General features: G+C 68.5%; 20 protein-coding genes and 1 pseudogene. 4 read left to right on the forward strand and 17 right to left on the reverse strand.

What is annotated here, in order from left to right:
* Positions 1-41 precede the first annotated feature (41 nt).
* Positions 42-455: a PHP domain-containing protein gene (locus AB0M46_RS38745; protein WP_363344630.1), complete on the forward strand. Its 414-nt coding sequence runs from the start codon at positions 42-44 to the stop codon at positions 453-455.
* On the opposite strand, the gene AB0M46_RS38750 is transcribed toward AB0M46_RS38745, so the two are convergent.
* From AB0M46_RS38750 to AB0M46_RS38760, 3 genes are all read right to left on the reverse strand, one after another.
* The gene (locus AB0M46_RS38750; protein WP_363344632.1) at positions 433-1,548 is read right to left on the reverse strand and encodes a glycosyltransferase; all 1,116 of its coding nucleotides are present in this window, start codon (positions 1,546-1,548) and stop codon (positions 433-435) included. The genes AB0M46_RS38745 and AB0M46_RS38750 overlap by 23 nt on opposite strands.
* Positions 1,545-2,732, reverse strand: a complete 1,188-nt coding sequence (locus tag AB0M46_RS38755) for a hypothetical protein (protein ID WP_363344634.1) — start codon at positions 2,730-2,732, stop codon at positions 1,545-1,547. The genes AB0M46_RS38750 and AB0M46_RS38755 overlap by 4 nt, the downstream gene beginning before the upstream one ends.
* Before the next feature lie 1,018 nt (positions 2,733-3,750).
* Positions 3,751-3,945: a hypothetical protein gene (locus tag AB0M46_RS38760; RefSeq protein ID WP_363344636.1), complete on the reverse strand. Its 195-nt coding sequence runs from the start codon at positions 3,943-3,945 to the stop codon at positions 3,751-3,753.
* Positions 3,946-4,194: 249 nt separating this feature from the next.
* On the opposite strand from AB0M46_RS38760, the gene AB0M46_RS38765 reads away from it, so the two are divergent.
* Positions 4,195-5,052, forward strand: a complete 858-nt coding sequence (locus AB0M46_RS38765) for a hypothetical protein (protein WP_363344638.1) — start codon at positions 4,195-4,197, stop codon at positions 5,050-5,052.
* 145 nt (positions 5,053-5,197) lie between these two features.
* Here AB0M46_RS38765 and AB0M46_RS38770 read toward each other — a convergent pair whose 3' ends face one another.
* Positions 5,198-5,515 (reverse strand): transposase, encoded by a 318-nt coding sequence (locus tag AB0M46_RS38770; protein ID WP_363344640.1) that lies wholly within the window; start codon positions 5,513-5,515, stop codon positions 5,198-5,200.
* Between the two features lie 449 nt (positions 5,516-5,964).
* On the opposite strand from AB0M46_RS38770, the gene AB0M46_RS38775 reads away from it, so the two are divergent.
* On the forward strand, positions 5,965-6,795 hold the full coding sequence (locus AB0M46_RS38775; protein ID WP_363344680.1) for a class I SAM-dependent methyltransferase: 831 nt from the start codon (positions 5,965-5,967) through the stop codon (positions 6,793-6,795).
* A 194-nt stretch (positions 6,796-6,989) separates the two neighbouring features.
* Here the strand turns inward: AB0M46_RS38775 and AB0M46_RS38780 are convergent, their stop codons facing one another.
* From AB0M46_RS38780 to AB0M46_RS38790, 3 genes are all read right to left on the reverse strand, one after another.
* Positions 6,990-7,145 carry a hypothetical protein gene (locus AB0M46_RS38780; RefSeq protein ID WP_363344642.1) on the reverse strand — a complete coding sequence of 52 codons (156 nt, stop codon included), beginning with the start codon at positions 7,143-7,145 and terminating at the stop codon, positions 6,990-6,992.
* An 88-nt stretch (positions 7,146-7,233) separates the two neighbouring features.
* Positions 7,234-7,656 carry a hypothetical protein gene (locus tag AB0M46_RS38785; RefSeq protein WP_363344644.1) on the reverse strand — a complete coding sequence of 141 codons (423 nt, stop codon included), beginning with the start codon at positions 7,654-7,656 and terminating at the stop codon, positions 7,234-7,236.
* Positions 7,656-8,096, reverse strand: a complete 441-nt coding sequence (locus AB0M46_RS38790; RefSeq protein WP_363344682.1) for a hypothetical protein — start codon at positions 8,094-8,096, stop codon at positions 7,656-7,658. Before AB0M46_RS38790 ends, AB0M46_RS38785 begins: the two co-directional genes overlap by 1 nt.
* Here AB0M46_RS38790 and AB0M46_RS38795 point away from each other — a divergent pair.
* Positions 8,047-8,940 (forward strand): IS982 family transposase, encoded by an 894-nt coding sequence (locus tag AB0M46_RS38795; protein ID WP_363344646.1) that lies wholly within the window; start codon positions 8,047-8,049, stop codon positions 8,938-8,940. The genes AB0M46_RS38790 and AB0M46_RS38795 overlap by 50 nt on opposite strands.
* 22 nt (positions 8,941-8,962) lie before the next feature.
* On the opposite strand, the gene AB0M46_RS38800 is transcribed toward AB0M46_RS38795, so the two are convergent.
* The 10 genes and pseudogenes from AB0M46_RS38800 to AB0M46_RS38845 form a co-directional block, all read right to left on the reverse strand.
* A complete protein-coding gene (locus tag AB0M46_RS38800) occupies positions 8,963-10,096 on the reverse strand; it encodes an IS630 family transposase (RefSeq protein ID WP_363344648.1) in 1,134 nt (377 codons plus the stop codon).
* Between the two features lie 746 nt (positions 10,097-10,842).
* Positions 10,843-10,998, reverse strand: a complete 156-nt coding sequence (locus AB0M46_RS38805; RefSeq protein WP_363344650.1) for a hypothetical protein — start codon at positions 10,996-10,998, stop codon at positions 10,843-10,845.
* Positions 10,999-11,717: 719 nt separating this feature from the next.
* On the reverse strand, positions 11,718-12,647 hold the full coding sequence (locus tag AB0M46_RS38810; protein WP_363344652.1) for a hypothetical protein: 930 nt from the start codon (positions 12,645-12,647) through the stop codon (positions 11,718-11,720).
* Between the two features lie 7 nt (positions 12,648-12,654).
* Positions 12,655-13,758: pseudogene (locus tag AB0M46_RS38815) on the reverse strand (ring-opening amidohydrolase).
* A gap of 5 nt (positions 13,759-13,763) precedes the next feature.
* Positions 13,764-15,155: an amidase gene (locus AB0M46_RS38820; protein WP_363344654.1), complete on the reverse strand. Its 1,392-nt coding sequence runs from the start codon at positions 15,153-15,155 to the stop codon at positions 13,764-13,766.
* The gene (locus AB0M46_RS38825; RefSeq protein ID WP_363344656.1) at positions 15,152-16,780 is read right to left on the reverse strand and encodes an ABC transporter substrate-binding protein; all 1,629 of its coding nucleotides are present in this window, start codon (positions 16,778-16,780) and stop codon (positions 15,152-15,154) included. The genes AB0M46_RS38820 and AB0M46_RS38825 overlap by 4 nt, the downstream gene beginning before the upstream one ends.
* A 16-nt stretch (positions 16,781-16,796) precedes the next feature.
* Positions 16,797-17,792, reverse strand: coding sequence for an oligopeptide/dipeptide ABC transporter ATP-binding protein (locus AB0M46_RS38830; protein WP_363344658.1), 996 nt, complete (start codon positions 17,790-17,792; stop codon positions 16,797-16,799).
* Positions 17,789-18,595 (reverse strand): ABC transporter ATP-binding protein, encoded by an 807-nt coding sequence (locus AB0M46_RS38835; RefSeq protein WP_363344660.1) that lies wholly within the window; start codon positions 18,593-18,595, stop codon positions 17,789-17,791. The genes AB0M46_RS38830 and AB0M46_RS38835 overlap by 4 nt, the downstream gene beginning before the upstream one ends.
* A complete protein-coding gene (locus AB0M46_RS38840) occupies positions 18,592-19,461 on the reverse strand; it encodes an ABC transporter permease (RefSeq protein WP_363344662.1) in 870 nt (289 codons plus the stop codon). The genes AB0M46_RS38835 and AB0M46_RS38840 overlap by 4 nt, the downstream gene beginning before the upstream one ends.
* Positions 19,458-20,531: an ABC transporter permease gene (locus tag AB0M46_RS38845; RefSeq protein WP_363344664.1), complete on the reverse strand. Its 1,074-nt coding sequence runs from the start codon at positions 20,529-20,531 to the stop codon at positions 19,458-19,460. Before AB0M46_RS38845 ends, AB0M46_RS38840 begins: the two co-directional genes overlap by 4 nt.
* Between the last annotated feature and the right edge of the window lie 155 nt (positions 20,532-20,686).

A 20,686-nucleotide genomic window follows, 5' to 3' on the forward strand; every position in this document is an offset into this window, starting at 1 on the left:
CAGGCCGACCTGCGCCGGCAGCGAATCGCGGAGTGACGCCAATGATCGTTCCGGTACCACCGCCCGCGGACAGCCACGTGCACAGCGAGTGCTCCTGGGATGCGCCCTATACGTCCATGACGCTCGCCTGCCGGCGCGCCGTCGAGCTCGGGCTGCCGTACATCGCGTTCACCGACCATGCCGACTTCACCGCCCGGCTCATCGCCGCGGACATGACGCCGCCGGACTGGCAGCGCGTGCTGGCGTCCGGCGGGGGTGCTCACTCCCCCACCGCTGGACCTGTTGCGGTTCACCCACAGCATCAAGCCTGCCGTGGGATGTTCCCCGGACTCCGCAGTCGCCAGTCATGGGCGGAGCCGGGCCACGGGCACCTCGCCGTGCGGCCTACCTTGCTGACAGGTCGCTGCCGTGCCTACGCTCCACGGTCGGTGGTCAGGTGGACCGGTAGCAGGTAAGGATCCGCTGCCGGGCGGCGGCGGAGGGGCGGTGGAAGTATTCCAGCTCGCGTGCCGTCGTGATGCACTGCACCGGTCCGGCCAGCACCGCCTGGGCCGTGTCGTCGATGACGACCAGGTCACGCTCGGTTGCCAGCTCCGGCAGCGAGGCAAGCGTCGCGGCGGCGTTCGCGTCGTCAACCTCGACCAGTTCGTAGCCGATCGGCTCGCGCAGGCGGCCCGCCAGCGCCCGCGCGGCGAACTCCATGCGAATCGTGCAGTCCAGCCAGTCGAGGCTGCGGTCCGCCGGGTCGAACGCCCGGCAGATGACCTGCTGGATCGCGACCTCGGCAGCTTGCTCATGCTTGTCGATGAAGTAATTGAGGTTGCTGCGCCACTGCGTGAACATTTCCGGGTTGACGTCGCGCCTAGTCTGGTACGCCAGCGCCATGGGGTTGAACGCGAACGCCAGCCCTCGGCGATACAGTCGATAGCCCAGCTCCGAGTCCTCCAGGCCCCAGCCAACGAACCTCTCGTCGAAGCCGCCGACCGCGAGCAGGTGCTCACGGCGCACCGACAGGTTACAGCTGAACGCGTAGTGCCAGCGGGTGGCGAGGTTGTTGAAGTTCTGCGAGAACTCGGCCATCACGCGCTCGCGGCCGTCCCAGCCGACGATCTCGGGCATAGCATCGAGGGAGAACTCTCGGGCGAGGCGCTCATCGTCGACCACGCCCTCGCCCAGGTCCCCCCGCGGACCGGCCATCACCAGGTCGGTGCGCAGCCGGTGATAGCGGGCATGCGCGGCGATGAAGCCGGGCTCGACGATCTGGTCCGCGTCGGCCATCACCACGACCTCGCCGGATGCCTTGCTGATGCCGGCGTTGCGGGCCGCGGCTCGGCCGGAAGTCGGGGTCCGCGGCAGGAACAGGTACGTCAGCGAGTAGGGCAGCGTCAGGCGGGCGATCAGGTGCTCGGTGCCGTCGGCGGAGCCATCGTCCACCACGACGACCTCGAGCGAGTCGCCAGCGTCGAGCTCGCACTGCGCCAGGCACAGCAGCAGCCGCCTCACCTGCGGACCGGCGTCGTACGTCGGGATGACGACGCTCAGGTTCATGATGCCTTCTTCCTCGTGCCGGCGTTCCACATTGGACGGATGGCATTCTCGTCAGGATCCCACAGCGCCCGCAGACCCGGCCAAGACTCGATCGCGGCGAAGCCGGCGCGCATCCCCGTGATGCACAGCGGGGTGATCCGCGCGGCAGTGTCGAGGAGTGTCTCGCCGGGGCACGTCCTCCGCAGCGAACTGGCGGCGAACGAACCCAGCGCGAGCCTGGCCCAGGGCGCGGTGTCGAGCTGCTTGTCGAAGGTCGTCGTACCGGCCGGCTCCAGCATGCCACGGGCGATGATGCCCTGCGTAAAGCTGGTCAGCCAGAACTGGAACAGCAGGCTCGGGCCGAAGCCGGTCTTGACGGCCTCGGGATGGTAGTTGAGGTCGCTGGCGAATGCCTCCTCGAGCTCAAGTGTCGTCATCCCGGCCGGGAACAGGACCTCGTTGATGTTCATGGTGGACCGCTCCGCGCGGCCGAGCGGCTCGTAGTGGCACAGCGACTCGAAGTCGCCCATGCCCATGTGCGCCACAGCGGGCGGCGCGGCGATGGCACCGCTGAACGGCTCTGCGCCGAGGTCGTGTCCCAGTGGGAACACGGCCGAGCTGCGGATGCCGTGGAACAGGTCATTGAGCAGGAGACTCTGTCCCGTGCGGTGCTCGACCAGGTTGGGCACCGCGATGTAGGTCTTCAGGCCGTGCTCCATGAGAAACTCGAACATGGCGCGGTTGTCCGGCATGTCGTCGGAGTATCGTTCCGCGTATCCGGCGAACTGCCGGGCGAGCGGAGCCGGTATGATGAGCGCTTGGGTTGGCGACCGTGGGTCGACCACCTGCGTCCAGGATGCGCCGGTGAATGCAGCCAGCCGGACGGCCTGTGCCGTCGGCATGACCCAGTTGCCGTGAAGGGCGATCGCACCCTCCGGCGCCACCCGGAGCGCCTGGTGCATGGCCGCGGTGAAGCCGACACAGAGCTGCACGTCCTGTTGCAGCACCAGCTGGTGGGTGGCGTCCTCGCGTACGGTGTTCCAGGCCAGCTTCGCGGTGCGCAGCGTCGCCGGTTCGCCGTCGGGTTCAGGATCCAGCACGATCTGGATGTCCAGATCGGCGTGGCGTCGCTGAAGCTGCTCGGCCTGATGCCGTCGGGAGGGATGGGCCATTACGACCGTCGACACCCTGATGTCACGCGCCATATCCACCTGTCCATTTCTGCCTCGTGCGGTCCGGACGGTCATTTCCTGCGGACGTCATTGACGTCTCTTTGCGTTGTTGAGAGCGTCCTCGATCGTCTGGTCACCGCAGAGCTGCGGTCTGCCGGTGCAGCGGCGTGAACTCACGGTTGAGCTGGCCCCACTGCGAGCACGCTTCGTGAAGCGGGTCAGGCAGTAGCGGTTGATCCGGGGCGAGCACCACAACCTGTGAAGGGAAATTGCGTCAGTTCAGTTTCGAGCTCATCGGCAACTCCCGCCAAGATTCCCCATTCTGATCCCATATTTCAATAACAAATTCTCCTGCGGCGGACAAGATTTGTCCCGGATTCCCGTGCTCATCAACCGAAAACTTAGTGCGCAAGGTTTCGTGCTGATGGATGAGCGCGATAATGCGGAAAAATGTCTTCGAGGGTGCAGCCCGATGGGGGGTGACCCTGTAGGGGACGCCAAGATGAGCGAAATACGGGGCCCTGAGAAGCGACAGCTCTCCAGATCCGCGCTTGCCACCTAGGTTAGAGGGAAGTCGCCCGATCTTCCACCTGATTATAAAATTATATGGTGATGAATGCGGTGACCCACCGTCGCACCAACTCCACACAAGAAGCCGTGGCCATCTTCATATAATCATCATATCGCGGACCCGGGAGGGCGTCTTTGAGAACAATCCTAAAGAAGCTCCCAAGCCATCCTACAGATTTCCTTAATTGCTTTCCCCCATTTCCCTGGATGTTCCCATGTCCTAGATCTCCTGTCAACCCTCAAGCTCGTACATTGACATCCATGCCCGTGAGCGGCTAAACTATCCCAGAAATCCTGGACTTTTCCTATCCTAGAATCCTGGACTTTTCGGAGGCTTAAATGGGAGATGAGCGGGTGTGGAGGTTCGCCCATTTGGGCAGGCTTTTGGACGGACCCGTGTTAGTCTTGCATTCCTTGCCGCGACCTGCCGCCTCCGGACGTAAGGACAGGTAAGACTCCGAGGGACGTGCGGTCCGCAGGGCTATTGCGTAGTCGGGTTACTCCTGGTCACGACGTCGATGAGGTCGTCGGGGCGGCGGCTGGCGCGTCTGGTGGCTCTGGCGATCTTGGGTTCGCCGTTGCTGCGGTGGTAGCCGATAGCGGTGTTTCGCAGGACGGCGGCAACGGCGGGGCCGTTGCCGGTGTGCGCCTGGTGGGCGTCTTCGCGGAAGGTCACGTCGCGGATCCAGGTCGCGGATCCAGTGCGTAGGGTCGACGGCACGGCGAGGTGCCTGTTGAGCAGGTCCTTTTCGTGCGGCCTCAGCGCCGGGGGGGCTTGCCCTGCGCCAGCGAGACACCCTGCCTGCACGCCAGCGGCCCGAACCGATCCACTGAGTCCCGATGGTCGTTGGCCATCCGGGTACGCACAGACCGCAGCGTCATATGACTCGAACAGGCGCCCGTGCGAGAGCAGGAGGAGATCACCATGCAGCAGAAGGACCGGTTGCACAGCGACGAGTCGGCTCGCGTCGCGCACGGCGCAATGGTGGAGCAGTTGGTGAAGTCGATCCGGGGCACCGATGTGACGGAGGTGCCATTTCCGCATCTTATCGTGGATGACATCTTGCCGGTGCCGGTGTTCGATGCATTGGTGGACGACCTGCCCAAGCCGGATTCGATGCCAAGCGCGGCGGAGAAGGGCTGGGCGAGCGTGGCGAAGTATGAGGGCCACCGCACTTCTCTCTTCAGCGAGCTACAGGTGGACAATACTGGCCTGTGGCAGGCGGTCGAGCAGGCTCTGCTGGATCACGAGGTCGAACAGGCCATCATCGACAGGTTCCTGCCGTGGATCCCACCGTCGGCACTCGAGCGTTCGCTCCGCCGTGAGGTCAGGCTCGACTGCACCACTGCTGGGGCCTTCTTCAACCCGCACACCGATCATCCCGCGTCATTCATGAAACAGCTCATCTACCTCACTCCCGCGGAGTATGACAGCTCACTTGACACACTGCTCTATAGCCCACGCGATTCCGCTCGCCGGCTCCGCGAACTTGGGCCTTCTCAGGACTTTCAAGCTGACGAGTATCGTCATGAGTCCCCAGAGGCTCACCGTGAGGCAGGCCGGGTGAAGCATCGGCCGAACCGAATGTTCGTGTTCTTAAGGTCAGTGAGGTCACTGCACGGCTTCGGCCCTCTCCAGTGCTCAGCGCCGCGCTATGTGATCGCTGTTCACCGCCAGTTCGCCAGTCCAGATGATGAAGCTGAGGCAGTCAAGGAACCAGCGTCTGAGCTGCTGAAACGCGGAGATGAATCTGCTCCCGCCGGACGGATCCCCAGAGAATAGCCGTCGTTCTGAATGCCGACGACGGCGTTCGCGTGGCTGCCGGTGTGGTGCACGGCCGTTTTGAGCTGTGCCGGCGTGTCTTGGAGGGCCTGCAGGACCGGCTGGACACCGTGTTCGACCTGTTGGGAGTCGACGAAGGCGACCCTCATCGCGACGGACGGTCCCGCTCCGCCGCGAAGAAACTTGCTGCGGACTTCAGGATCTGGTTCGCCCGCCGCAGTTCACGATTCTCCCGTTTGAGGGCGGCGATACCCTCGGCGTCGCTGCTGCTCGTGCCCGGCCGCTCGCCGGCGTCGGTCTCGGCCTGCTTCACCCAGACTCGGAGCGCCTCAGGATGGACCCCGAGCTGACCGGCGATCCGACGGATCGCTCCGACCGCGCTGGCCGGATCCCGACGGGACTCGACCGCCAACCGGGTCGCACGCTCACGCAGATCGTCCGGGTACTTCCTCGGTACGAGCATCGCTGATGTTCCTTCCAGGCTTCGATGTCTCCATCAAACCCGGTGCGGGACAGTTGAGGCTGCCCAGCCGGGCCGCGACCTGTTGCAGCAGCGGTGTGAACGCTGGGATTTCGCGGTCGGGCAGGACGTCCGCGGGACGGCACTGCCTGCGGGATCGGGACCGGCAGTGCGCGGAGCAGGCGCAGCAGGGTGCTGCGGCATGTCCAGATCCCCGAGGCGCCGGCGAACCGGGCCTCGGCGGGTCCGGCCAATGCCGATCGAGGCGAGCTCCTCGTTCAGCGGCGGGGACGGCGGGCGTCCCGGCAGGTGAGGCAGGGATCTGCTCAGCGAACCTCAACGCAGGACAGGCGCCGTTCTCGTAGGACAGCCGGGGGCGGTTCCCTCACGGAGGTTAGGCCATCCAGATCTGGCTGACACGCTCAACGGCGCCGCTGCCGCGCTGGTACCTTCTGACGGTGCGATATGACCCCTCGATCTATGACGGTGCGGCCGCGCACTATCGGTACGGTAGGCCCGCGTACTCCCCGGAGCTCGAGGCGCTCCTTACCAAGGAACTCGGGCTGGATGGCCGCGGCAGGCTTTTGGACGTGGGGTGCGGCCCCGGCATCTTGACGGTGCGGCTCGCCCACCTGTTCGAGGGAGCCGTCGGCCTTGATCCCGACGCCGGGATGATCGGCGAAGGCCGCAAGGCCGCGGAGGAGCAGGGCATCGGAAACATCACCTGGGTCCAGGCGATGGCCGAGAACCTGCCAGGGGCGGCGCCCGGACCCTACCGACTGGTCACCTTCGGCCAGTCGTTCCAGTGGACCGATGGGGTCCGAGTGGGCGAGGCCGTTTACGACATGCTTGAGCCGGGCGGTGCCGTGGCCCTGATCCTGCACATGGCTGATGGGCGACCTGTCCCGCCGAGCCCTGGGCCGCCGCGGATACCGCACGATGAGCTAGAGGCGTTGGTGCGCAAGTATCTAGGGCCGGACAGGCGGGCGGGCCAGGGCTCCCCACCTACCCAGGCTCACCGTGTCGAGGATGCGCTCGCCCGCACCCGCTTCGGCACCCCGCGCGTGATCTACGCTGCTGGTATCCCGGACCTGATACGGGACACAGAAAGTGTGTTGTCTGGCTATTTCTCCATGTCCTGGGCGGCGCCACACTTGTTTGGCGACCGCATCGAGTCGTTCGCCAGGGAGGTGCGGGATCTGCTGACGGCGCGATCCCCGGAGGGCACCTTCTGGGACTGGCCCGGCGACACCAAGGTAATCCTCGCCGTCAAGCCCGCCTGAGCCTCTGTCCACCATGCGAACTTCACCTCCCTGGCCCCGATCGTTCATGAAGGCTGCTGAAAATCCTGAGGCGCGCAGGGTGCCGGGATGTGAGCACGGCCGTTCTGCCGGCGTGGTGGCCGGCGTCTCCCGTGCGGTTGATGGCGTGCTGTTGGTGGTTCGCGATAACGCGGACGAGGCGGTTTCGACGAGGGTCAGGCCGCCGGGACGGGAATGCGGCGCAGGATCTCCAAGGCCCGGGTCAGGGCGAGGGCCCAGGGCCAACCGTGCTGCAGGCGCAGCCGGATGCGTCGGGCGGAGCGGGTGATCCGGGCGGCGGTGCACGGGAGCCGGTAGCGAATAATCTTCAACTTTACCTTTGCCAGCTCGGGCTGGGGTAGCCGATCGAGCCCGACGTCCAGAGAGAGTCCTGCGCACTGGTGACTTCGGCCGTCTCGACTAGGACGGGTACCTCCATTTCGAGGAGCGCCGGGACGACACGAACGGCTCGATCACGTGGATCTTCTGCAGCGGGGTGATGATCAGCAGCTGCACCACCGCATCTCGCCCGGCGATCCGGCAGCCGGCCGGTTGGTCGTCATGCCACGACAGACGCAGTGTGCGGGCCGGCTGACCGTGCTGGTCCAAGACCGTGACCTCGCGGACGCTGCGCAGGAACAACAGCGCGCTGTCGTCCCACCGGTCGAGCCAACTGGTGAGGTCGGCCGTACCGAGGCTTCCGGACCGCAGTTGCAGGCACAGCGCGGTCAGGTCGCTCGGCAGGCCATCCGGTTCGGTGGCCGAAATCGTGGGTTCGCCCCGGCGGATGTGGTGAGCGCCGCTCTGCACGTCGAGGTCGTCGAACAACGCACGCAGCGTCATCAGCCCGATGCCGAACCGCCGGTAGCAATGTCGTTGCCGGTCTTGTTGGACAGCCACGGCGTGGCACGCGCCAGGACACCTGACAAGGTGACCTCGCCGCCGTCGTGCACCGCCGTGAGCCGGTCGCCGATCAGTCGGAACCGGACATATGAGGCGTTCGCGTCATCCGCATTCTGGATGATCTCGGAGATCCCCTGCAGGCGGTCGCCCGAGAGCGTCTCGGCGCCGGCGCGCGCTCCTTCGAGGGCTTGTTTGAAGACTCCCAGCGCAGTCTCGAACAGCCGCGCGAACTCGTCGACTGCGCGTCGCGCCTCCGCGTCGTCCCTAGACGAGTAAGTCCTATCTGGCCCCGGGGTGTGGGCATGGGTGAAGGGTGTTGAAGATCCGTTTGTGACGACAGACCTCAACACCCTTCTGACCGCACTGTACGTGAAGATCAACGACTGGCTCGGACGGCCACGCAGAGGTGGGCGGCCACCGCGGTTGTCCGACGCGGAACTCCTGACCCTAGCCGTGGCGCAAGCACTGCTCGGGGTCCGGTCCGAGGCCCGCTGGCTGCGGTTTGTGCCGGGGCATCTGCCCGGTGCGTTTCCGTATCTGCCGGGGCAGTCCGGGTACAACAAGCGGCTGCGGGCGGCGTTGCCTCTGCTGAAACGGGCGATCCGGGTCGTCGCGGCAGACACCGACCTCTGGGACGACACCACCTGGGTGGTGGACTCCACGCCGGTGGAGTGCGGCCGGTCCCGGCCGACGGTGCAACGCTCGGACCTGGCGGGGTGGGCCGGCTACGGCTACTGCGCGTCGCATTCCCGGTTCTTCTGGGGACTGCGTCTGCACCTGGTGTGCACGCCGGCCGGGCTGCCGATCGTGTGGGCCCTCGCGACCCCGAAGGTCGATGAGCGGCAGGTCCTGACCGCGATCCTGGAGCACGACCCAGGGCTGATGGCCGAGCGGCCTGGGCTGCTGATCGTCGCGGAGAAGGGCTACGTCTCCGCGGAACTGGACCGGTGGCTGGCCGAGCGTGGAGTGCGGCTGCTGCGACCATCGCACCGCAACCGCACCCCACGACCAGGCGAACACCTGCTCAAACCGATCCGGCAACTCATCGAGTCCGTCAACGACACGTTGAAAGGCCAACTCGACCTGGAACTGCACGGCGGGCGCAGCATCGAAGGCGTCGCCGCCCGCGTCGCCCAACGGCTCCTGGCCATGACCGCCGCAATCTGGCACAACCGCGCCACCGGCCAACCCGTGACCAGATCACTGATCGCCTACGACCACTGACCCAGACTTAGGACTTACTCGTCTATTGTCCCGCGTCTGAAGTTCGTTGAATAAGTTGAGGTTGGGCTGTCGCGCCAATGACGCGTTGGAGGTAGCGGGCCAGGGAGTCCAGGATCTCCTCAGCGGTCTTCTTCCATACGAACGGTTTCGGGTCTTCGTTCCACGTTGCGATCCATTCGCGGATGTCGTGTTCCAGGGCTTGGACGCTCTGGTGGACGCCGCGGCGGATCAGCTGGTCGGTGAGGAACCCGAACCATCGTTCGACCTGGTTGAGCCACGATGAGCCGGTCGGGGTGAAGTGCAGGTGGATGCGGGGGTGTCTGGCCAGCCAGGCTTTGATCGCCGGGGTCTTGTGGGTGCCGTAGTTGTCGCAGACGACGTGGATGTCCAGGCCTTCGGGCACGGTCTTGTCGATGGTGGTCAGGAACTTCTTGAACTCGACCGCCCGGTGGCTGCGGTGCAGTTCGCTGATCACGGTGCCGTCGGCGATGTTGAACGCCGCGAACAGGGTGGTGATGCCGTTGCGGACGTAGTCGTGGCTGCGCCGTTCGGGCATGCCCGGCATCATCGGCAGCACCGGCTGGGACCGGTCCAGGGCCTGGATCTGGGATTTTTCGTCGGCGCAGAGGACCACTGCCCGTTCGGGCGGGTTGTGGTAGAGCCCGACCACGTCGATGACCTTCTCCACGAACAGCGGATCGGTGGACAGTTTGAACGTATCCGCACGGTGGGGTTTGAGGCCGAAGTCCTTCCAGATCCTGCCGATCGTCGAGGGCGACAGCCCGGACCGGGCCGCCATCGACGTCCGCGACCAGTGCGTGGCGTTGCGTGGCTTGGACTCCAGCGTCGCCACGATCACTTCCTCGACCTGGTCCAGGGCCACCGATGAGGGCCGGCCTGGACGGTCCTCATCGACCAGCCCGTCCAGGCCGTCACGCACGAATCGGGCCCGCCACTTACCGACCGTCGGCGCTGAACACCCCAACTCGACGGCCACCTGCTTGTTACTGGAACCCGGCTCAGCGCACGCCAGGACGATCCGCGCCCGCAAGGCGAGGGCCTGCGACGACTTCGCCCGTCGCGCCCAACGCAGCAACTGGGCCCGGTCAGCATCGGTCAACGTCAGTTCAGCTTTGGGCCGTCCCGTTCGTGGCATACACCAAGCATAGACTTACTCAACGGATTTCAGACGCGGGACACTAGGACTGAATGCGACCGTCGCCCGCGGGTCGGCGAAGAGCAGTCGAGCGGCATCTTCGGGGCTGCCGTCCCCGGCCGAGCCGATGGAACCGAGGGCGCTCACGCGACAGATGTTAGTTGAGCGAAGGTGCGACCGGACGAGCTTGATTAGCCGTGCGTGTGCCTCGCCCCGAGCGTCGCATGCGAGACACTCGAACGACCGACCTGCCCTTGGCCAGGTCACAGCAACGCAAGGATGACCAGCCGTCTTTCCGCTTGGCGAAATGGCTCTGCGTCGATAGCATCAAACGCATGCATCCCTGTTTCATGCAGGGATGCTATGGGTGGGGGTTCAAGTCCCCCCTTCGACACACTTTTGTGGCATACCTGCCCTACTTTGGTGGCGAGTGTTCAAGTGGTCTGGACACTCGCCATACGCATATCTGCACACCTGATGGTGTGCGTCATGACGCGTCCGGTCGCTCCCCTCATCCTGTCATCTCCTGGCGGTGAGCCGCAGCGTCCGCTCGCCCGGCCACCACTGCCCGTTGCGGCGCTGCCGGAGGGCCGGCGGCGCTTGTGGCAGTACACCGTCTCCACGCTCGACAACCGCGGGCGGATCGCCGACGCGTCAGTCGTGCGGGGCTCGGCTGGGTGCCAGGGACCCGGTTGAACGTCCGCGAGCAGGGTCGCCTGGTCGTGGCCAGCAGGGCGTGTTCCAGATCAGCCGGACCGGGCCACCTGCTGATTCCGATCGCGGTACGGCGGCGGTGCGGTCTGCGGCCTGGTGACCGGGTTCTGCTCGCCGGTGACCCGGATCGGGACATGATCGTCGTGCATCCACCGGAGGCCGTCGATGCGATGGTCGAGCAGCTGCACGCGATTCGTCTCGGAGACGCGTCATGACCGCCGCGGTCGGCCCGGCGGAGCTGAAAGCCGCCCGGCTACTGCTGGCACGGATGGGCACCGCCCCCGCCGATCTCGTCGATGCCGGGCGGCCCGCGGCGCCGACGTTCGCCGAGTACATCCCGATCGTGCGGGAAGCCGTCAGCAAGGGCAGTCGCCAGGCCTACAGCACGTACTGGAACCGTGTTCTCGAGCACTGGTCGCAGCGGCGGATCGATGAGGTCCGGCCGTCGGACATCGAACGGCTGGCCGAGCACGTGAAGGCCAACCGGGTGCAGCGGCGTAACGCTCGCGGTGGGCATGGCTCGGCGGAGAATCTGATCTCCGCGTTGCGGTGCCTGTACCGGCGGGCCGTCGCCGATGGGCTGTTGTCGGAGGGCGAGAACCCGGCGTTGAAGGTGAGCAAGCCGCGGCGAATGCCAACGACGCGGCGGGCGGTACCGGACACCCGCCCGGCGCAGATCAACGAGGCCGCGGCCCGCACGACCAAGGACTGGACGCCGCGCCGCCTGCGCAAGCCCGATCCCGAGCCCGAGGGTGCGCTGGAGCCGGCCTGGTCGCTGGGCAGCCGGCCTGATGCTCGGCCGAGCCGGGTGAGTGGTGCCGACGCGGGCCGATCGGAGACGCCGAGCGGCCCGCGTCGCTTGCACCGTGCAGGATCGGTGACGGGTGCCGAATCCCGCACGGGCCCTTCAGCCGAGGCCGAGACGCTGTATGACGAGGCAGGCGAGCGCCACGTCGCAGGCGGCCACGCCCTGAACCACGGCGAGGATTCGCTCGTCCGGGCTCGTGCGGCCCGGGACTTCGCCGTTGACGACGGCCGAGAGGCTGCCGGTGAGCCGGGCGCGCAACTCGCCCAGCGCAAGGCCGTCCTCGAGCCAGCCGGCCACCGACCCTACGGTACGGGCGAAACCGAGCTCGTCGACGTAGAACCGGTCGGAGCGCAGCAACACCCCACCGGCGATCTCGGCGCCGCCGCCGAGGCCGATGACGGCGCAGCCCGGTTCGAGGTGCCTGGCGTGGATCACGGGTTGCGTCGCGGAGGTCACCGCGACGATCACATCGGCGCCGGCGGCCGCCTCGTCGAGGCTGTCGTACGCGGCCATCTTGACGCCGCCGGCGCTGTGCCGGGCGGCGAAGTCGGTCGCCACACCGGCCCGCCGGCCGACCACCCGGATCTCCTCGACCGCGAAGCCGGCCGCGCACGCGGCGGGCACCAGGTCGGCGATCCGGCCGGTGCCCACGAGCGTGAGCACCCGGCTGTCCGCGCGGGCGAGCAGCCGCGCGGCGACCACGGCCGAGGCCGCGGTGCGCAGCCGGTGCAGCCAGGTCTCCTCGACCCTGGCCAGCGGCCGGCCGGACGCGGTCTCCAGCAGCAGGCACCAGCCGTTGCCGCCGCCCAGGTGTGACGGGATCACCCGGAGCCCTGCGGCACCGTACCGGTCCAGTACGGCGCCCTTCAGCGCGAAGCCGCGCGCGTCGTGGTCCAGGCGCATCAGCTCGGGATCGCTGAGCGACGCCCGCGACGACCCGAGGTCGCCGTAGGTCTGCTCGACGATGCGGATGGCGTCCTGGGCGGAGACGGCATCTCGGGCCTGTGCGTCGGTGACGAGGGGCAGCATGAAACGTTCAGGCTCCTTCGGATGCTGCGGGTTGTGATGCTGCGGGTTCTACGATCGCGACGCACAGGCCGCCCCCGTCGGGCGCCTGGTGGACCGAGTTGGCCGAGATGAACATGCGGCCGGTGCCCAGCACCGATCCCGCGACGCCGCTCATCGTCGCCCGGGTGTGCGTGTCGGCGTCGATGCGGCTCGTGTGCACGGTGGTGCGGGCGCCGCGAAGGGTCCCGTCATGGCGGTATCCGGCCTTGACCAGCAGTGCCGCCACCCGGCCGGGGTCGGCGACCACGCCGTCGACGAGTTCGGCGCCGGCGGCGGCCAGCACCGCACGGACGCCGTCGGCGTCGAGGACGTCGGCGAGCAGGCCGGAGGCGATGCGCAGCGATCCCGTGGCGCCGGCCCGGTTGCCGAGCACCAGGACCTCCACGTAGGCGGCCTCGGAGCTGGAGAACACCATGGTGCGCCGGGAGTACAGCTCGAGGTCGGTGCCGAACGCCGCGGGCACGACCCGCTCGCGGCTCACCTCCCCGAGCGCGACGGCCGACCCCAGCGCGCCGACGGCCTTCGCGTACGCGGACGTGACCCTGGCCGGCGGCGCGTCGGCCGCCGGCGGGTCGTGGCTCACCAGCGGCGTCTTCACCACGGCCAGCTCCACCGCGTCCGGAGTGAGTCCGGCGTCGGCCATCGCGTCGCGGACCGCCTGTTCGACCAGCCCGGCGTGCGACACGGTGCCGATCTCCGGACCACGGATCGGCCGGCTGCGGCCGATGCCGAGGGCCAGGGCGGTGCCCGCGGGCGGGGCCGCGGCGGCGCCGGAGGCCGGCTCGACGTCCACCATGAGGTAGCCGAACGGCGTCATCGCCCCCTAACTACCGGTCGAGTGCAGGAAGACGGACCGGTCGAGCAGCGCGGCCCCGCCGTGGCTCGCCACCACCTCGCGGGCCCGGTACGAGGCGTACTCGCGGGAGAAGTCGTCGATCTGTGCGCTGCCCTCGGTCTTGACCACCAGGGCCAGCCGGCGGATCGAGGCCGCCTCATGGACCCGCAGCGCCGCGGCGAGGCCGTCGACGTCGCCCGGTCCGGCGGTGTCGAACGTGTCGATTACTACGGTCATCGTGCTCAATCCTCTGCTGTCGGCGGTGTCGGGGAAGGCCAGCGGTCGGCCCACGGGTAGGCCAGCTCGTACTGCGCGGCAAGGCGCAGCAGCAGCTGGTCGGCGCCGAACGCGGCGATGAGCTGGAACCCGATCGGCAGGCCCTGCGGCGACGCCGGGCCGGGAAGGCTGATGGCCGGCACACCGGTCGCGTTGGCGATGCCGGTGAACACTCGTTGGTGCGGTGGCGCGAGCTGCTCGGCCGGCCAGGGCATGGCACCGGCGACCGGGGTCAGCAACAGGTCGGCGGTGCGGAAGAACTCGGCCAGCTCGAGGTAGAGCTCACGAAAGGCGTTCAGCGCCGCCACGTAGTCGATCGCGCTCGCCGAGCTACCCTGCGCCACCATCGGCGGGTAGATGTCCGCGACGACGTCGCGCCAGCCGTCGTGGTCGCGCAGCAGCCAGGCCAGCCCGGCGGTGCCGATGGTCGGCCAGTGGGCGTCGAAGCGGGCGACGTCGTGGGGTGCCGGGCCGGTGTCGACCTCGTGGCCGAGGGCGCGGAGGCGCTCGGCCACGGTGTTGACCGAAGCGGTGATCTCCGGGTCCACCGGGTGCTCGCCGAACTGCGGCACGTAGCGGATCCGCAGCGCGCGATCCGCCTCCGCGGGCGCGGCGAGCAGGTGCGAGGCGCGGTCCCGCGGGTCCGGCCCGGCCATCGCCTGCAGCAGCGCCTCGACGTCGGCCACGCTGCGCGCCAGGGGCGCCGCCACCTCGAGGTCGTGGAGCACCACGGGCAGCCCGTCCACCCGCGGCACCCGGCCGAGCGAAGGCTTGAGGCCGACCAGTCCGCAGTAGCCAGCGGGCCAGCGGATCGATCCGCCACCGTCGGTGCCGAGCGCGGCCGGGCCCACGCCGGAGGCGACCGCGGCCGCGCTGCCGCCGGTGGACGCGCCGGTGGTCAGGGCCGGGGCCCACGGGTTGCGGGTCGTGCCGTGCAGTGGCGTGCTGACGTTGCCCCGGCCGAGGGTGAACTCCGAGACGTTGGTCTTGCCGAGGATGACCCATCCGCGTTCGCGCAGCCGGGCCACGCACAGCTCGTCGCGCTGCGCAAGCCTGCCCTCAAAGACCCGGCTGCCCCACTCGCACGGCATGCCGGCGACCGGGATGTTGTCCTTCACCGTGATCGGCACCCCGTCGTACGGGCCGAGCGGCTCGCCGCGACGCCACCGCCGCGTGCTCTGCTCGGCCTGCGCGCGGGCGGCGTCGAACGCCCGGTGGGCGAAGATGTTGAGGCGCCCGTCGACGCGGGCCGCGTGTTCGATGACGGACTCGACCACCTCGGTGGGGGTGGACGAGCCCTCGGCGTAGGCCGCCGCGAGCTCTCGCGACGACCTACGCCACCCGTCGGCGGAGGTCACGTGGTGGGCCTCAGCGCCCAGTAGAGGATCACCGGCTCCGGGGTGAAGGTCAGGTTGGTCACCGCGGTGGCGCTGACCATGGTCCGGCCGGTGAGCACCAGCGGCAGGAAGCCAGCGTCCTGCGCGACGAGCTGCTGGATCTTCCGGTACGCCGCGGTCCGTTCGTCGCTCGGCGCCGCCATGGCGTACTGCGACTGCAGCGAGTCGACCTCGGCGATGCTGGTGCGGGCGAAGTTCACCACGCCGCCGGTGACGCTCCACAGCTTGACCGGAGTCTTGGCGTCCTCGACGTACGTCGACAGGCCGAACAGCACCATGCCGTCGTCGGGCGCTCCGGGCGACTTGCTGGTGGCGCGCCCGACGATGAGCTTGAACATGGCCGCCGACGTCTGCGGCTCCAGCGTCACCTCGATGCCCAGCGGCTTGAGGGCGTCCTTGATCAGCTGGGCCTCGGTGGCGTAGGTCGGGTCCTCGCTGGGGTACCGCAGCTTGGTGTTGATCTTCGGGTTGCCCGCCTTCGCCATCAGATCGGTGGCGGCCGCCTTGTCCGCGTAGGACTTCCAGGCCGGTTCGTAGCCCGGTGCCGCCGCCGCCACGTACGAGTCGGCGCGGGTGGCCTGTCCGAAGTAGACGTTCTTGACGATGCCGTCGTACGGCAGCACGTGCGCCACCGCCTGCCGCACGCGCTGGTCGGCGAAGGGCCCGGTGTCGGAGGCCAGCTGCAGGTAGACATAGCTCGACGTTTCCGCGTGCGCGACCCGGAACGCGTCACCCTTGAGCGAGTTGGTGTCCCGCGGGCTGAGCCCGTACAGCGCCACGTTGACGCTCTTGCCCTTGAGCAGCGTGGCCACGTTGCCGTCGCTCACGACCCGCAGCGTCACGCTCTCGAACGCCGCCTTGTTGATCTCGTTGCCGGGCACGGCGGCCAGGTTGACGGTCTGCCCGACCTGGCGGCTCTTCACGTAGTAGGGGCCGCTGCCGGCGGAGTTGTTCTTCAGCCACTCCTTGGCGATCGGGTCGTCCGCTGTGGCGTGGCCGCGGGCCACGGCCGAGTCCACGATCCCGTACCAGCAGGTCCGCAGCGTGGCCAGGTTGACGTCGCTGGCCTTGATCGCGGCGCCCGCGCTGTCGGTGTAGCGGATCGCGACGTGCGAGTCGTCGGGCGCGGTGATCTGCTCCGGCTTGAAGACCCCGCTGTTGTTGAGCTCGATGGCGCCGTTGAGCTGCAGCGCGCGCTGCAGCGACCAGACCACGTCCTTCGCGGTCAGCGGATTGCCGCTCGGGTAGAACTTCAGCCCTTGGCGCAGCGTGAAGGTCACCGTGTCGGCGGCGATCGACCACGACGACGCCACCGCGGGCGTCGAGGTGAGGCCGTGGGACACCGAGTGGTCGCCCGAGGCATCGAGCTGGTAGCCGACCAGGTTCTGGTAGACGTTCATCGCCAGCTCTTTGTCCTGGTCGGTGCGGGTGTCCGCCGGGTCCATCGTGGACACGTCGCTCGGCCAGGCGGCGACGAGGCTGGTCGGTGCGGATTTGGGCGCGGCCGCGTTGCCGCCACACGCGGCAAGCATCGGCACGAGCACGATCGAGCACGCCAAGGTGCGGCGTAAGCTGTAACGGGCCATGGCATCGATCCTCTTCTCAGTGAGGGGTACCGAGATCGCCACGCGGTCGACGGTGGGTCACCGGACATGCGGCGAGGTGGTCGGTTCGGAACTCGACCAGGGAGGGTTGCTGTGTGGTGCAGCTCGCCTCGGCGAGCGGGCAGCGTGACGCGAGCACGCAGCCGGGGTTGAGGTCGAATGGGCTCGGGATTTCGCCGGTGAGGCGGATGGTGCGTTGGTGCCCGCCGTGCGCCGCAACGGGCGCAGCGTCGATGAGGGCCTGCGTGTACGGATGAGCCGGATGCCGCAGCACCTCCGTGACCGGGCCGGTCTCGATCACCCGGCCGAGGTACATCACCGCGACGGTGTGTGCGATCCGGCGCACGGTGTGCAGGTCGTGCGAGATGAGCAGGTAGGCGATGTCGTTCTCCCGCTGCAGCCGGGCCAGCAGGTCGAGCACCACGCCGCGGGTGGAGGCGTCGAGCGACGCGGTCGGCTCGTCGAGGATGACGACCTTCGGCTCGACCGCGAGCGCCCGTGCGATGCCGACGCGCTGGCGCTGGCCGCCGGAGAGCGCGGCCGGCCGCCGTTCGAGGATCGCCTCGTCCAGCTCCACCGACGCGAGGAGTTCCCGGATGCGACGGGCCCGGTCGGCGGGTGAGAGGCGAAGGTGCAGCCGCATCGGCTCGTCCAGGATGGAGCGCACGCGCTGGCGCGGGTCCAGCGAGGAGCGCGGATCCTGGAACACCATCTGGATGTCCTTGTAGATGTCGCGGCGGCGGCGAAACGCCGACAACGGGCGACCGTCGACCAGCACGGTGCCGGCGGCCGGCTTCACCAGCCGCAGGATGGACCGGGCCAGGGTGGACTTGCCGGAGCCGCTCTCACCCACCACGGCCGACGTCTGGCCGGGCCGCAGGACCAGGTCGACCCCGTCGACGGCGCGCAGGGTGCGCCGGGAACCGCGGCTGCGCACGGTGAACTCGGTGCGCAGACCGGTGACGGTCAGGAGAGGCTTCGCTTGACTCGTCATGATGGCACCTCCAGATCGATGTCCCGGTTGGCCGCGAGCAGGGCCCGCGCATACTCGGTGGCCGGGGCGGAGAAGAAGGTGGCCGCGTCGGCCTGTTCGACCACGCGCCCGCGCCGCATCACCACCACCCGGTCGCAGGCCTCGCCGACCAGGCCGAGGTCGTGGGTGACCAGGCAGGTGGTGAGGCCGGCCTCCCGGGTCAGCGCCACGATGAGCTCCATCACGTCGGCCTGGGTGGTGACGTCGAGCCCGGTGGTCGGTTCGTCGAGCAGCAGCAGCCGCGGCTCGCAGAGCAGGGCCATGACGATCATCGCCCGCTGGGCCATGCCGCCGGAGAACTGATGCGGGTACTGGGCCATCCGGCGGCGGGGCTCGGGGATGCCGACCCGGGCCAGGTTCTGCTCGACGAGCGCGTCCGCGTCACGGCGGGAGAGTCCCCGGTGCAGCCGTGCGACGTCACGCAGTTGCCGCCCGACGGTGAGCACCGGGTTGAGCGACGCGCGGGCATCCTGGAAGACCATCGCGATCTGCGACCCGCGCAGGGCGCGATAGCCGGTCTCGTCGAGGCCCATCAGCTCCCGGCCGTCGAAGCGGATCGAGCCTTCGGTGGCCAGGCCCGGCGGTTGCAGGCCGAGGATCGACAGGGAGGTCAACGACTTCCCGCTGCCGGTCTCGCCGACGACGGCGGTGATGGCGCCTTGCGGAAGGTCGAACGACACGTCGTGCAGGACCGGGGTGTCGCCCTCCGGGTGGTGGAACACCCCGGAGAGTCCTCGCACCTCGAGCAGCGCGGAAGTGTTCATCGCTCGTCCCGATCGACGGTGCCGTCACCGAGCAGGTAGAAGGCGGTCGACAGCAACAGGATGCCGACGCCGGGAAAGAGCGATATCCAATATTCATCGGGAAAGTCACGACCGCTGGCGATCATCGATCCCCATTCCGGGCTGCCGGGCTCGATGCCCACGCCGATGAAGCCGAGGCTGGACACGACGATCGCGACCCAGGCGGCGTTGATGGCGGCGTAGGACACGAGCGGGGTAAGGCTGTTGGGCACGAGGTGACGGGCGAGCACGCCGGCGCCGCTGTTGCCGGCGATGATCGCGGCGTCGGCGAACTCCCAGCCGCGCCTGGCCATCACCTCGGCCCGGATCAGCCGCAGGTAGCCGGGCAGGCCCACGAAGGCCACCACGACGATGACGTTGCCCAGCCCGTTGCCCAGCGCCGCGACCAGGAGCATGGCCAGCAGGAGCGCCGGGAACGACTGCAGTATCTCGGTGGTGCGCATGATGAGCCAGTCGACCCAGCCGCCCCAGTATCCGGCCACGGCACCGAGCAGGCCGCCGAGCACGAACGCGAGCACCACCGCGACCACGGTCAGCCAGACGTCGGTCGCGGTCGCGGCAAGGGTCATCGAGAACACGTCGGCGCCGGCCTGGTCGGTGCCGAACCAGTAGCGGGCGTCAGGGGCCAGGAACGGATCCCCGACGCCGGGGGTGTGCGGGTCGTACGGCGTCCAGAGCTGGCCGGCGATCGCCGCGACGAGCAGCAGCAGCATCAGCGACGCGCCGAGCCGCGCCGAGATCGGACCGTGCCGCCACCATCGGCGCAGGCCGGCCTTGCGCCGGGCGGATGCGCTGCCCGCCGGGGCGGTGGGTACTGGAATGGTCATGACCGCACCCTCGGGTCGGCGAGCGAGTATGCGAGGTCGACCAGCGCGTAGAGCACGACGTAGACGACCGCGGCGTAGAGCACGAATCCCTGCAGGGCCGGAAAGTCGGACTGCTGCACGGCGGTGAGGGCGTACTGCCCGATGCCCGGCCAGCCGAAGACCCCCTCGACCAACACGGCGCCGGTGAACGCGAATGCGACCCCGTTGGCGATCATGGTGATGACCGGCAGGAGCGCGTTGCGCAGGGCATGGGTGCTCAGCACCCGGCGCCGAGTGAATCCGTACGCGTGGGCCGTGCGGACGTAGTCGCTGCGCAGGGCCTCCACCATGCCGGAGCGGGCGACCCGCGTGATCGGCGCAAAGATGCCGCAGGCGAGGACGATCACGGGCAGCACCAGCTGCGCTGCGGCGAGGCCGGCCGTGTGCGTGTCCGCGGCCAGCAGCGCGTCGAGCACGTACGAGCCGGTCACCGTGGGTGGCGGGTCGACGCCGGCGGGAATTCGCCCGATCGGCCCGGGCAGGACCCCGAGGTTGACGAAGAACACCGACAGCAGCATCAGGCCGAGCCAGAACGGCGGCATGGCCAGGGCGGCCACGGTGACGACGCGCACGGCGTGATCGGCGAGCTTGCCGCGGCGCAGCGCGGCGACGACGCCCAGGCCGGTGCCGAGCACGACACCGATGATCAGGGCCGGCACGGCAAGCTCCAGCGTGGCTGGGAACCGGTTGAGCAGGTCACTGGTGACGGGCTGGTTGGTGCCGAACGAGATGCCCAGGTCGCCGCGGGAGAGGTCGCGGAGGTAGATGCCGTACTGGCGAAGGATCGAGCCGTCGAGCCCGAGCTCGCTGCGCACCGCCTCCCGCGCTTCGAGCCCGGCGCCCGGCGGGACGAGCAGGCCGATCGGGTCGGGCGCGACGACCCGGACGACGAGGAAGGTGAAGGTGACCACGCCCCAGATCACGAGCAGCGCACCGCCGATCTTCTTGCCGGCGAGCAGCGCGATCGGCCCGAGCCGCCAGCCACCGGGGCGGGTGGCGGTGGTGGGTTCGGCTAGGACTGCGTCAACCAAGCCGGGCCTCCTCAAGCATGTTTCCGTGTGGCGGAAATCAGTTTTCCACCGTTGATCGGGCAAGTATTGGAAGGTGTTCAGCGGCTGTCAAGAGGCGATGCAAATATGCTGTAAGCAGGCCATTGACAACCTCGTCCAGCGCCTTCGATACTTCG

The sequence above is a fragment of the Dactylosporangium sp. NPDC051485 genome (genome assembly GCF_040682015.1).
In the GTDB taxonomy this organism is placed as follows: Bacteria; Actinomycetota; Actinomycetes; order Mycobacteriales; family Micromonosporaceae; genus Dactylosporangium.